10 protein-coding genes are annotated in these 12,076 nt (G+C 42.4%); 3 read left to right on the forward strand and 7 right to left on the reverse strand.

Going from position 1 to position 12,076, the window contains the following annotated elements:
- The 3 genes from OQ5_RS0112435 to OQ5_RS0112450 form a co-directional block, all read right to left on the reverse strand.
- Window positions 1-811 (reverse strand): SMP-30/gluconolactonase/LRE family protein (locus OQ5_RS0112435; RefSeq protein WP_016777800.1); only part of this gene is annotated, 811 nt, incomplete at its 3' end.
- Window positions 812-1,070: 259 nt separating this feature from the next.
- Complete coding sequence (locus OQ5_RS0112440; RefSeq protein WP_016777801.1) at window positions 1,071-1,688, reverse strand: IMPACT family protein; 618 nt, start codon at window positions 1,686-1,688, stop codon at window positions 1,071-1,073.
- Between the two features lie 432 nt (window positions 1,689-2,120).
- The gene (locus OQ5_RS0112450; RefSeq protein ID WP_016777803.1) at window positions 2,121-2,735 is read right to left on the reverse strand and encodes an NAD(P)H-dependent oxidoreductase; all 615 of its coding nucleotides are present in this window, start codon (window positions 2,733-2,735) and stop codon (window positions 2,121-2,123) included.
- A 462-nt stretch (window positions 2,736-3,197) separates the two neighbouring features.
- Between OQ5_RS0112450 and OQ5_RS0112460 the strand changes: the two genes are divergently transcribed.
- The 3 genes from OQ5_RS0112460 (at window position 3,198) to OQ5_RS0112470 (ending at window position 7,222) form a co-directional block, all read left to right on the forward strand.
- Window positions 3,198-6,161, forward strand: coding sequence for a DEAD/DEAH box helicase (locus OQ5_RS0112460; RefSeq protein WP_016777805.1), 2,964 nt, complete (start codon window positions 3,198-3,200; stop codon window positions 6,159-6,161).
- An 89-nt stretch (window positions 6,162-6,250) separates the two neighbouring features.
- Entirely contained in the window at window positions 6,251-6,409 is a 159-nt protein-coding gene (locus OQ5_RS23885; protein WP_218054540.1) for a hypothetical protein, read from the forward strand.
- Window positions 6,410-6,529: 120 nt separating this feature from the next.
- Entirely contained in the window at window positions 6,530-7,222 is a 693-nt protein-coding gene (locus OQ5_RS0112470) for a head GIN domain-containing protein (RefSeq protein ID WP_016777806.1), read from the forward strand.
- 96 nt (window positions 7,223-7,318) lie between these two features.
- Here the strand turns inward: OQ5_RS0112470 and OQ5_RS0112475 are convergent, their stop codons facing one another.
- The 4 genes from OQ5_RS0112475 to OQ5_RS0112490 all read right to left on the reverse strand — a co-directional run bounded on the left by OQ5_RS0112475 (window position 7,319) and on the right by OQ5_RS0112490 (window position 11,781).
- Window positions 7,319-7,570 (reverse strand): YkgJ family cysteine cluster protein, encoded by a 252-nt coding sequence (locus OQ5_RS0112475; protein ID WP_016777807.1) that lies wholly within the window; start codon window positions 7,568-7,570, stop codon window positions 7,319-7,321.
- A 130-nt stretch (window positions 7,571-7,700) separates the two neighbouring features.
- A complete protein-coding gene (locus OQ5_RS0112480) occupies window positions 7,701-8,963 on the reverse strand; it encodes an SGNH/GDSL hydrolase family protein (RefSeq protein WP_255297518.1) in 1,263 nt (420 codons plus the stop codon).
- A gap of 563 nt (window positions 8,964-9,526) precedes the next feature.
- Window positions 9,527-10,411, reverse strand: coding sequence for a carbon-nitrogen hydrolase (locus OQ5_RS0112485; RefSeq protein ID WP_016777809.1), 885 nt, complete (start codon window positions 10,409-10,411; stop codon window positions 9,527-9,529).
- Window positions 10,412-10,716: 305 nt separating this feature from the next.
- Window positions 10,717-11,781: an agmatine deiminase family protein gene (locus OQ5_RS0112490; RefSeq protein WP_016777810.1), complete on the reverse strand. Its 1,065-nt coding sequence runs from the start codon at window positions 11,779-11,781 to the stop codon at window positions 10,717-10,719.
- Window positions 11,782-12,076 lie beyond the last annotated feature (295 nt).

The raw sequence follows: 12,076 nt of genomic DNA on the forward strand, positions 1-12,076 counted from the left end.
GTCCATCTTCTCCGCCAAAAGCAACGTTGGTTGGCAGGTCTCCTTTCAGCACAATTTCTCTTATTATCTTCCCTTCGGGAGCTACTATAGCAACGGTTCCTTTCTGTATGCGGGTGACATACAGATTTCCTTCTTCGTCGCATCGCATGCCATCTAACCCGTAGTCTTCAAATTTGATCAGGAGTCGCTTGTTGTCAGGAGTCCCGTCTTCGAGGACATCGAAAACCCAAATATTTCTCTGATTTGATTCGTTGACGTAAAGCAATTTTTCGTCGGGTGATAATTCAATGCCGTTTACAGTTCCCATGCCTTCTTTTAAAAGTTTCATATTACCTTTTTGGTCGGTCATCCATATTCTTCCGGAATTATTCTCCCAGTCGGGGTCGCTGGCATATACGGTACCTTGAGAACTGATTGCTATATCATTGGGTTGGCTCATTTGTTCGTTGTGAGCCAGTACTGAAATTGCTTTGGAATTAATGTCAATTTCCAATATGTTGTGTCCCGTATAATCGGCAACGAGAAGCTTTTCATTGTTCCATAATCGAATTCCGTTACCTGTGCTGCCTTCGGGTAAATCAACAAATAATCCGTGTGAGCCGTCTGGTCTGACATAACCGATGGTACCTTTGTGACCATAATTCACGGCATATAACGTGCCGTTGGCCGATACAGCAGGCCCTTCAGCCCATTCCATAAAAACTGAATCGGGGGTTACATCAAAGCTTTCGTACAGGTATGCCTGCGCCATGGTTCCTGTATAAACAGCTGAAAAGATAAAGGTTGCCAGTAATGAAGTTAACTTTGTCATGTCTGATTATTGTTTTTACTAATTTCTAAATTCAAACTCCGTTAAAATTTTACAGATATCTGGTAAGGTAGAGACGCCCAATTTGGGGGTCTCTACCTCTCATAAGAAAAACTTTGCGTTATTGCGTCTCTGCGTTTAGGCTTTTTTTAACTAACCAGTGTCTGTCCATAAAGTACCATTTGTTTCGCAAGCCTTGCAACTGGCACTTTCTGAACAGACACACATATTGTGAAAATTTTTGGGAGTTTATAGACACACACTAACTATTGTCAAAACTATTGTCAATTACCTCGATGCCGTAACTTTTCCTGAAGCGATCAATGATTGATTCGAATTTTGATTCCCTGACTGCAAGCGTCATTTTGCATTCGGCTTTAAATTCCTGTGCATTAATGGTAAGCCCTTCTTCGTCGATAACCCGCATTACAGGGTTCATCAGATCGTAGGAAAAGCGGATGGAGAAAGATTTATCAATGGTGCATTCTGTTTGTTCGGCCTTTTCAAGGGCATCGGCCGTGGCAGCTTTGTAGGCCTGTATCAATCCACCGGTACCAAGTTTTACCCCGCCAAAATAGCGAACTACCACGACCAGAATATTAGTGAGTCCGAATGAATGGATTTGACCAAGAATGGGTTTCCCAGCAGTGCCGGAAGGTTCACCGTCGTCGTTCATCCTGAAGTTGTTACCATCCGGACCAAGCTCCCATGCATAGCAATGATGACGGGCATCGTGATATTTCTTTTTTAAGTCATCGATATACCCCTTGATTTCGTTCTCCGACTGAACGGGAAACGCGAATGCCAGAAATTTGCTGCCTTTTTCTTTATAGATACCTTCTACCTGATGTTTGATGGTTGTATAGAAGTCTTTTTGCATATTTTTTTGAAGTCAACATTCCGTTAATTTTTCACAGAAGTCTGGTAACAATAGCTCGTTAGATTTTTAAATATTAGATGTAAGATGATTTTTACAATTTTGATATACTGCATTTTAACAAACAAACCTCTCTATGTACAAACAATAGGCTTACAGTGTATTGCAAGAGTTTAACGGAGTATTGTAATTAATTGTTTTTGAAACCAAAAACAAACAACAACTCACCTATATTAAAACTTTGCGTCATTGCGTCTCCGGGGTTAGGCTTTTTTAACGAACTTATTGCTTTCAAAAATAGCAAAAAAATAAAGAAAAAAGAGAGGTGCGGTTTTTTCTTTGTGGCCAAAACAGCGTAGCTGTAACCGTTTTGCCGTTTTTCCGGCGGATCAGCACTCAGCTCTGCTGTTCTGCCCGGCAAAGGATACCCGATTTTTATCGCATTACTGTATTTACCACTTCTTCATCGGGCAAAATCGTTTTGTAAAACCCCAGTGCTTCTTCAATATATTTATTTTTCATCCCGGTCGATGAATCGGAAATGCGGGGATAGAACAAATGCCCGGCTACCTCGATGCCACAGAAACCAAACACTTCCTGCCCGTGTATCTGACGAAAAGCTTTCAGAATTCCTTTGTTTTCATACTCTTCGATCGAATTACCCATGGAGGTATGCAGAAAAGCTTTTTTCCCCTTAAGTAAACCTTCGGGTCCCTCCGCGGTAATCTTAAATGCAAAACCATTGGTCAAAACCCTGTCGAAATAACCTTTAAGTATGGCAGGAAAGCTTCCCCACCACAAGGGGTAGATGAGTGAAATAATTTCGGAATTATAGAGTATTTCCTGTTCTCTGGCGATATCTTCCGGGACGGTGCCATCTTTTATTTTTGAAAGGTCCTTTTTTGTGAGCACCGGATTAAAGTCAACTTCATAAAGGTTACGGACGACCACATCTATATCATTGTGGCGGCTTTCGTTGGTGAGTGCCTCTGCCAGGGCGTTGCTGAAACTGTTTTCGTTGGGGTGGGCGCTTATTATCAAATGTTGCATGAATATATCCTCCTTTTTTTATTATCTAAACACCCCACGAAAATAAATGTTTGTTTTTAATTAGAATAATTATAAATAGTGTCTGTCCATAAAGTACCATTTGCTGTGTTACGCTCGCCGCCAAAATACTCATTTACGAAAAGTAAACTCCGTTTTTGGCGGCTTCGCAAGCCTTGCAACTGGCACTTTCTGAACAGACACATATATTGTAAAAATTTTTTGCGAGTTTATAGACACGCACTAAATAATAAAGTTTCTCAAATTTGGTTTAATTTGATTGTTTTGAAAAGTAGAGACGCTCAATTTGTGTGTCTCTGCTTTGCGTCATTGCGTCTGCATTTAGGATTTTTTTAACTGACAATTGTGTTTTAATGTCTCCGAAAATTCCTGATTAATCCATCATCCTGTTACTTCTTTTTCTATTTTTGTTGATTTTGGGAATTGCGAAACATCCTGTTGAAAATGGATTCATTCATAATTGTTTTTACACATCGTTTAAATATAGGTTTGACAGCTATTCCGTATCATGCTGTTCTTCATCCTAACAGCCCCATAGAATTGTTGGAGCATGTTACGCCTGCCCATATTAAAGAGCGGCATGACGATTATACCGACGAAGAAAAGCAAATGGTGCTATTGCTGCATACCATTTCCGACAAGGAACTTTTCAAGAAATTCAGTCGCGAAAGCAATTTACGTGACTTTAAAAACAATATACCCCCCGATATTCTTGAAGAGAGAATTCGACCCGACATAGAAAAGAAGATGTACAGTCTGGTAAGGATGCTTGCAGGCTCCAACGTTCCGGCCTATTACCGGCAGAGTGGATACAGTAATCTATACCAAACCGACCGGTTAAGGATTCCCGAAACTCCATGTCAGCCGGTGTTTCGTGTAGATTTAGAGGAAGACCGGATGACCTATTCGTTAAAATTCCGGCAGGACGAAACCACCTTTTCCTTTTCTCAAAAAGATACGGAAGTGATTTGCTCTGATCCCGCAGTTCTGAAGTGGGAACAGACGCTTTATTATTTCGACAAATTTGACAGCGGCAAGCTGAAACCCTTTAAAGATAAAGATTATGTCCACCTGAAGGGGGAGAAAGTGATCGACACATATATGGCAAAATTCATTGTCAATATTGTTGAAAGTTATGATGTTAAGGGATCAGGGTTTGATATTATTGATGTTGACGAATCTCCGGAAACCAAGCTGGTTCTGGAGAAAGACCTTTCACTCAGGCCGGTTCTCAGATTCAAATTCCGGTATGGGAATCGTCTGATCTCACCAAACAGGAAAACAGATGTCTTTGTCGATTTTTCCAAAAACAACGGGAGATATCTTTTTCGACGTTTTCCCCGTGATTATGAAGCCGAGAAGCGAGCCTTCTCTTTGCTTCGCGACAACGGCCTTCGACTGATTGATGAGGTTTCTTTTGTTCACCCCGATGACTTGTCTCCTGCAGATGACAGGGCTCAGTTTTCTCCCGGGCCCGCTAACCTTGTTGACTGGGTGCGGGAGCATAAAGAGTTGCTCGATAATCATAACATTGAACCGCAACTGGAGTTTAATGGCGAAGAGTATAGCTTCGTGCCTGTTGTAACGCACTTCGAAACAGCGATTGGTTCTATAGATTGGTTTGATATAAAATGCGTTGTAGAAATTCCACCACATAAGATCCCCTTTATCCGGTTTCGCCGGAATATTTTGAATGGCGACCGGCGTTTTATATTGCCCGATGGAAGCATTTTTATCATTCCCCGGGTGTGGTTTACCAGATTTTATGACCTGTTTAATTTCGGGAAAATTGAAGATGAAAGTATTCTTTTACCAAAGAACTATTACCATCTGCTGGATGAACTTCAGAAGGAAGAGGACAATGATTCCGAAGGTATTGCAACGCCTGAGTTGCCGAAACTCAAGGATTTTTCAACAGCTGCTCTGCCCGAGGGTCTGAATGCAACTCTTCGGCCGTATCAGGTTGAGGGATATCAATGGTTACTTTTTTTGCGGCAAAACAAGTTTGGCGGTATTCTGGCCGACGACATGGGACTGGGAAAAACTTTACAGGCCATCGCTTTATTATTGAAAATATATTCGCCAAACGGAGGACTTGAACCTGAAAATAACGAAGGTCAGTTGTCTTTGTTTTCATCGCATCTGGAAGGGTTCAATAAGTCAGGACTTGCCCCCTCGCTGATAGTGATGCCAACCTCTTTAGTGCACAACTGGGACTATGAGATTAAGCGGTTTGCACCTGGATTGAAAACTTATATTTTCACCGGCTCAAACAGGATACGGTCGAAAGAATTATGGAAAATACTGCGGCACTATCATGTAGTAATCACTACTTACGGCATATTGCGTAACGATGTGGACATTCTCCGGAATACAAGTTGGGAATATCTGATACTTGATGAGAGTCAGAATATTAAAAATCCTTCATCAAAAGGGTATCATGCGGTTAGTAGTATCAATGCCCGTCATCATCTTGCCCTGACAGGGACACCCATCGAAAATTCGTTGATCGATCTTTGGGCTCAGATGAATATTGTGAATGAGGGGTTGCTGAAATCGCTGAACTTTTTCAAACGATATTACGAAACGCCCATTTCCAAAAATGAAGATGAGGCCAAATCAGAGCATCTTCAAAAGATGATCAATCCCTTTCTTTTGCGCAGGACCAAAGAAATGGTTGCCAAAGATCTTCCGCCCATTATGGAGCAGATGGTGTTTTGTGATATGTCGCCCGAACAAAAAGATATATACGAACGGGAGAAATCGGGTGTTCGCAATCAAATACTGGAATCGATGCAAAACCGTTCGCATGGTGAGCAGTCCATTATTGCACTTCAGGCGTTGACACGACTGCGGCAGTTAGCCAATCATCCGGCTATGCTTTATAACGGTTATCGCGGAAGCTCCGGTAAATTCGATCAGATGATGGAATCTCTTGAAAGCATTATCTCGGAAAATCATCATGTATTGGTTTTCAGCTCTTTTGTAAAAGACCTGGAATTGTTAGAGGCAGCCCTTAATCAACGGAAAATCGATTATGCCAAGCTGATTGGTGCTACTACTAACCGGCAAAAAGTGATTGAAAAATTCAATAACAATGATAAAATAAAAATTTTCCTGATATCGCTGAAAGCCGGGGGTGTGGGGCTCAATCTGACCAAGGCCGATTATGTTTTCATGCTCAATCCGTGGTGGAATCCCAAGGCTGAGGCTCAGGCCATAAACAGGGCACACCGTATAGGGCAGACACGAAATGTTTTTGTGTATCGTTTTATTTCAGCCGAAACCATTGAAGAAAAAATTGCACGTTTGCAGGAGAAGAAAAATAAACTGGCCGACGCTTTCGTTAACACAACCAACCCGTTGAGCCGGATGAATGCCGATGAGATCAGAGAATTGTTCAGTTAAAATGTGGTTTGGGTATTATTTTTGATACCAATCACATTTCTAATATAGCTCGTTAGATTTTTAGGTATAAGTAATCTACAGGCAGAAGTTTGACAGGCAGAAGGCAGAAGTTAGAGCAGGGAGCAAAGGGTATGGAGCAGAGAGCAGAAAAAATGGTTCCTGATCATTCCCTCATCAGCTCATCAGCTCATCAGCTCATCAGCTCATCAAAGCATGGAGTTGAATCCTTACGGAGGAAGAATGGTTGAAAGGTAGAAGGGTAATATGGTTGAATGGTGGGGAAGGAGAAAAGGAGAAATAATTAAAACCGGGGAATATATAATTGATTTTAATGCTTTAGTAAAAGTTTAAACTAAATATTTTTGAACATGAAAAGAGTACTTGTTTTTTTATTGGCCATTTCATTCGGTTTTTCTCTTGCAGCACAGGAAGAGCAGGAGAACATGAACAAAGAGATCAGGAATCTAAAAGAATTCAATAAGCTAAAAGTTGCCAGGGGCATTAATGTTACACTCATAAAAGGTGAAAAACCACAGGCGGAAATTAATATCGTGAATGCACCCACGTCGGATGTGATCATTGAAAACGATCAGAATGAGTTGACCGTTAAAATGCGAACACGGGTCTATCAGGACGTATCCGTGCAGGTTTACCTCACTTATACCGATCTTCGCGCTATTTCAGTTGGTTCCGGCGGGAACATTGATGGCAATGATGTACTGACGGGAAAGGTATTGCAACTGGATGCCGGTCTTGACGGGGTAATCCAGCTAAAATTGGACGTGGATGCACTGGAAGCCTCTGTATCCGCTGCCCGGATTACACTTGAGGGATATGCCGAAACGGTGGAGGTCAAAGCCTCAACCGGAGGTAAGTTTCAGGGACAAAGTCTGGAGTGTAAAAAAGCCTATGTTAGTGCTAATACCGGCGGAATTGTGACGGTCAATGTTTCGGAATTACTGGATGCAAAGGCGTCTACCGGAGGAACGGTCGAATATTTAAATGAACCGGAAAAAATTGAGGTAAAAGAATCATTTGGAGGGTCGGTTGTTAAAATATAAGTTGAAAACAACCTGTTTCGTTTTTTGTCCATAAAGTACCAGTTGCAATGCAAACGTAACACAGCAAATGGTCTCTTGTGGACAGACACTCACTATTTATAGAGTGGTTTCTTCCAATTCTGTCAGAATTTTCAGTGCCTCATGCCGGGTGTTTCCGCATACCATTTTTTCAGGTTTAAAACCGGCACATACAGCCGGACGATCAGGCGAATTAAAGATGGCACATCTGTAATCATCCGTGAGATGAATGCAGGGCACTCCTGCCGGCTTACCATGAGGCATTCCTGGAATGGGAGATGATATGGATGGTGCAATACAACAAGCTCCACAACCGGTTCTGCATTTCATGTTTTTTGCCTTTTGAGATTAAAGGAGTCGGGGTAACTTAATCAGAACCAAACCCTTCCGGTATCAGAAAACACTGGAAGAGTTTGGTTTTTTGAAATTAGGAGAAAGTCATTCGTCCTGCTCAGGCAGGTTAATAAAACAATTTGAGGTCAACAGCTTCACCCATTACACGATGTCCTTTTTCATTGGGATGTAAGTAATCCCCATCATGTACAGTTTCGTTCATAACATCAGTGTTGTCAGGATTACGCATAGCTTTATCAAAATCTATCACCGCATCAAACTCTCCACTGTTACGTATCCAGTTGTTTACATTCTTTCTTGCGTCTTCACGAAAGTCGGCATAGTAGAAGGATTCTTTAATGGGTGTCATAGTGCCGCCGTAAACCAGGATATTATTTTTATGAGCCTTTTCAATCATCTCTTTGTAAGCAGCAATCAAGTCATCGGCAACTTGAGCTGCTGCAGCACTGTCAGGGGTCTGACCAATATCGTTGACGCCTTCAAGAATAATCAGCCATTTGACGCCGTCCTGATCAAGAACATCGCGTTCGAAGCGATCGAGTGCCGATGGGCCTAAACATGTTCTTAATACACAGTTTCCTCCGATTCCCTGGTTCAGGACACCAATGTTTTGAGTTTTCGGGTTTTCCAGTAATCGTTCAGAGAGAACATCCGGCCATCTGTTTTGCTTGTTTGTACCGGAGCCGCGGCCGTCTGTTATTGAATTACCCAGTGTCACAACTGCAGCAGCTGATTCCGGAGCTTTTACATCTATCTCGTTGATGACATACCAATGGTCGGTTTGTGTGCCGGTAAATACGGCATCCGAAACGTGATCTCCTTCCATGAGGTAGGAGGTAGTCCGTGAGCCCGGGTGTCCTGTGACATCGGGGGAAGTTTGTCCAAAAAAGATGGTGATGGCAAGGTCCATCCTGGGTTTTAAGTTAAAGGCAAGGGCATCAGATTTGACGGCTGAACCCGGTTGCATGGTTATTTCGGAGGCACCATCAAATGTTAAATTCTTTATGGTATTGATATCGATGGCACTGCTGTCCTTTGCGACAGCGATTTGAACTTTTTTCATGGTAACAGGACTGTTGCTGAACTCATTCGAGAATCTGAGCCTCAGACTGTCGCCCCCGATCGACACGCGAACTATCTGTCTTATCGTGTTATTTGTCAGGCCGGGCTCGGGGGGCATGTTGTGCGGTTCTACAAGTTGTGGTGCCGTGCTCCAGGTACCTACCCATTTTTCTGATGTTCCGGCATCGGCTGTCTTACACCCGTAGTTGATAAAAGAAAAGAGAACACTCCAGATTATTAAAGCCGGGAATGAACGAGTCAAAGCATGATGACTCCTTGTGATAAGTTGTAATAAGTTTTGTTTCATAGCCATAGTTGTAATTTTATTTTTGTTAATATGAATTGAGTCCTGATTACTCCTCGTTAAATAGTGTCTGTCCATAAAGTGCCATTTACTGTGTTACGCTCGTCCGAAAATTACTCATTTACGATGAGTAAACTCCGTATTTTCGGACTTCGCAAGCCTTGTAAATGACACTTTCTGAACAGACACATGATAAGTAGGAAACTTTTCCTACTTTATAGAAAGGCACTAAATAGTGTCTGTCCATAAAGTACCATTTGCTGTGTTAAGCTTGCCACAAAAATACTCATTTACGAAAAGTAAACTGCGTTTTTGGCGGCTTCGCAAGCCTTGCAACTGGCACTTTCTGAACAGATACACATATTGTGAAAAATTTTGCGAATTTAAAGACACGCACTAAATAGGGGCAGGCAGGGACGAGCTCCATCAGACCAATAAATTTTATACTGATGAGACGAGCATGTCAAAGATTGCACCAACAGAATAATTCCCCTTTCCGGGCAAAGGTTACCGTTTGGATTTAGGCTCTGTCGGGCTAATTGCTCTTTGCTCCATGCCGCATGCATTCAATCTTCATCCAGAAAACGTTTCGTTATTCCCTGATAAGCATCGATGCGGCGGTCGCGGAAGAACGGCCAGATTCTTCGCACTTCTTCCGGGCGATTTAAATCGATGTCAACAATGAGATTACTTTCTGCATCTGTCGGGGCTTCAATCAGTATTTCTCCCTGTGGCCCTGCAACAAAACTGTTGCCCCAGAACTGTATTCCTCCGGTTACATTGGACGGATCAGGTTCATATCCTACACGATTTACCGAAACAACGGGTAGTCCGTTGGCAACAGCATGCCCGCGTTGTGAAATTATCCAGGCATCTTTTTGTCGTGTTTTTTCTTCAATGCTGTCTGACGATTCCCAACCGATAGCAGTGGGATAGATTAGTAATTCAGCACCTCTCAGGGCCATCAGTCTGGCTGCTTCGGGATACCACTGGTCCCAGCAGACCAGCACGCCCAGCCGCCCGACACTTGTATTCACCGGCTCGAACCCTGTGTCGCCGGGAGTAAAATAAAACTTTTCGTAATAGGCCGGGTCATCAGGAATGTGCATTTTTCTGTATTTGCCGGCTATGCTTCCGTCTTTTTCCAGTACAACGGCTGTGTTATGAAAAAGACCGGGTGCTCGTTTTTCGAAAAGAGAAGTGACAATGACTATATTCAATTCATTGGCCAGCTGTCCGAAACGTTCGGTTGAAGGGCCGGGAACAGGCTCAGCCAAATCAAACAAACCGGTCTCTTCAGTCTGGCAAAAATAGAGGCTGTTGTGTAACTCCTGCAACACAACTATCTGAGCACCCTTTTTTGCAAGCTGCCGGATGCTCTTTTCCAGACGTTCTATGTTGTCCTGAATATTGCCTGTATTACTTTGTTGTATGATTCCTGTTCTAAGCATGAATGATATTTTTTCTATTCACCTGTTCCAATTATCAATTATCAATTACCAATTACCAATTATCAATTATCAATTATCAATGACCGAATGAGTAATTGATTAATTGAACAAAACCAGCAACCAGCAACAAAACAGGTTGAGGCTAAGGTTAAGGTTGAGAGACTAAGAATTCATCACAGATTATTCAATGAACAACTACCAATTCTTGCAAAGCAAGCGGCAGAACCGAGCGAACCAGCAACCAGCAACCAGCAACCAGCAACCAGAATCTTTACAATGATCAATCAACCTATTAACCTAATAACCTAATGACCTAATGACCTACTCACCAATTCTCCTAAACTCCCCTGTGGCAATTGCATGGTTACGCAGTGCAATGATCCGTTCTGTTTTATTAACGGAAGACAATCAATTCCGATTATTTCACGATCGGGAAAAATTTTTTCAAATATCTTTTTTGCCTCCATGTCTTTATGACTGTTGTAAAATGGAACCAGAACAGCATTGTTAACGATGAGGAAATTGGCATAGGTAGCGGGCAGACGCTGGTTGTTATCATAAACCGGGTCGGCCATTGGCAATGGGATAAGGTTGTAAGATTTTCCTTCGGGTGTTTTGAACTTTCGGAGGTGCTTCTCCATTTTGTTCAGTGCTTCGAAATGTTCATCCTCCGGATTGTCTGTTTTAATATAAACAATTGTCCCGGGATCGCAAAAGCGGGCAAGGGTATCTATGTGGCTGTCGGTATCGTCGCCCGCCAGATATCCGTTGTCAATCCAGAGAATGTTGCTTGCGCCAAGGAATTGTTTGAGCCTGTCTTCAATTTCATTTTTTGCGTATCCTCCGTTGCGGTTGGGTGACAACAGGCACCGGTTGGTTGTAAGGATCGTTCCTTGCCCGTCTGACTCTATACTGCCGCCTTCCAGCACAAAATTCAACCGGTTCTCTCTGACAACATTTTGCGAAAAGATGCGATTCTCAAAAAGACGCTGTGTGATAAGGTTGTCCTTATCGGCTGCAAATTTTAGCCCCCAGCCGTTGAATTTAAAATCAAGGGCGATGTATTTTCCGCTTTCCTTAACAAAAATGGGGCCGAAATCTCTTGCCCAGGTATCATTTACCGGAACTTTGACAGTTTGCACCTTCTCCGGGAATCTGAACAGAGATGATGGATCCTGGTCGTTATCATCAACTAATAAAACAATATCCTCATACCGGGTTATGGCATCAATGATTTGCCGGAAGCAATCTCGGGTTTCCTGCAGCATGGGTTCCCAGTCGGTTCCCTTATGCGGCCAGGCCAGTAATACGGCATCCTGCGATTCCCATTCAGCGGGGAAAATTCTGTTTCTCGGGTTTTGTCTGTCCATAAAAAAGTCCGGGCTTTATAAATCCTGAGTGGGGTCTCAAAAGCATCTTTGTTGCCAAACTCTTTGTTGTTTTAAATTTTTGCATTCTCATTAACAACGAGTTAACTCCGGTACAAAAATTTAAAACGCCTTGATTTTGACAAAAATATGTCTTTTTATACCACCCTCAATCCTGGATTCAAAAATGGCAAAATTTTATGATATGAGTCCACTCCGAAAAGTCTCTTTTTGCCAATCTCATTGTTGCAGGCAATTTTTGAATCGTCATTAACAATCAGTTAACTCCGGTTCAAAA

Origin of the sequence: Anaerophaga thermohalophila str. Valhall (genome assembly GCF_000250735.1) — a bacterium.
Lineage (GTDB): Bacteria > Bacteroidota > Bacteroidia > Bacteroidales > Marinilabiliaceae > Anaerophaga > Anaerophaga thermohalophila_A.

Coding starts and splice junctions, on each gene's coding strand:
- OQ5_RS0112440 (WP_016777801.1), bottom strand. CDS start 1,688: ATGCAAAAAGACTTCTATACAACCATCAAACATCAGGTAGAAGGTATC.
- OQ5_RS0112450 (WP_016777803.1), bottom strand. CDS start 2,735: ATGCAACATTTGATAATAAGCGCCCACCCCAACGAAAACAGTTTCAGC.
- OQ5_RS0112460 (WP_016777805.1), top strand. CDS start 3,198: ATGGATTCATTCATAATTGTTTTTACACATCGTTTAAATATAGGTTTG.
- OQ5_RS0112470 (WP_016777806.1), top strand. CDS start 6,530: ATGAAAAGAGTACTTGTTTTTTTATTGGCCATTTCATTCGGTTTTTCT.
- OQ5_RS0112475 (WP_016777807.1), bottom strand. CDS start 7,570: ATGAAATGCAGAACCGGTTGTGGAGCTTGTTGTATTGCACCATCCATA.
- OQ5_RS0112480 (WP_255297518.1), bottom strand. CDS start 8,963: ATGAAACAAAACTTATTACAACTTATCACAAGGAGTCATCATGCTTTG.
- OQ5_RS0112485 (WP_016777809.1), bottom strand. CDS start 10,411: ATGCTTAGAACAGGAATCATACAACAAAGTAATACAGGCAATATTCAG.
- OQ5_RS0112490 (WP_016777810.1), bottom strand. CDS start 11,781: ATGGACAGACAAAACCCGAGAAACAGAATTTTCCCCGCTGAATGGGAA.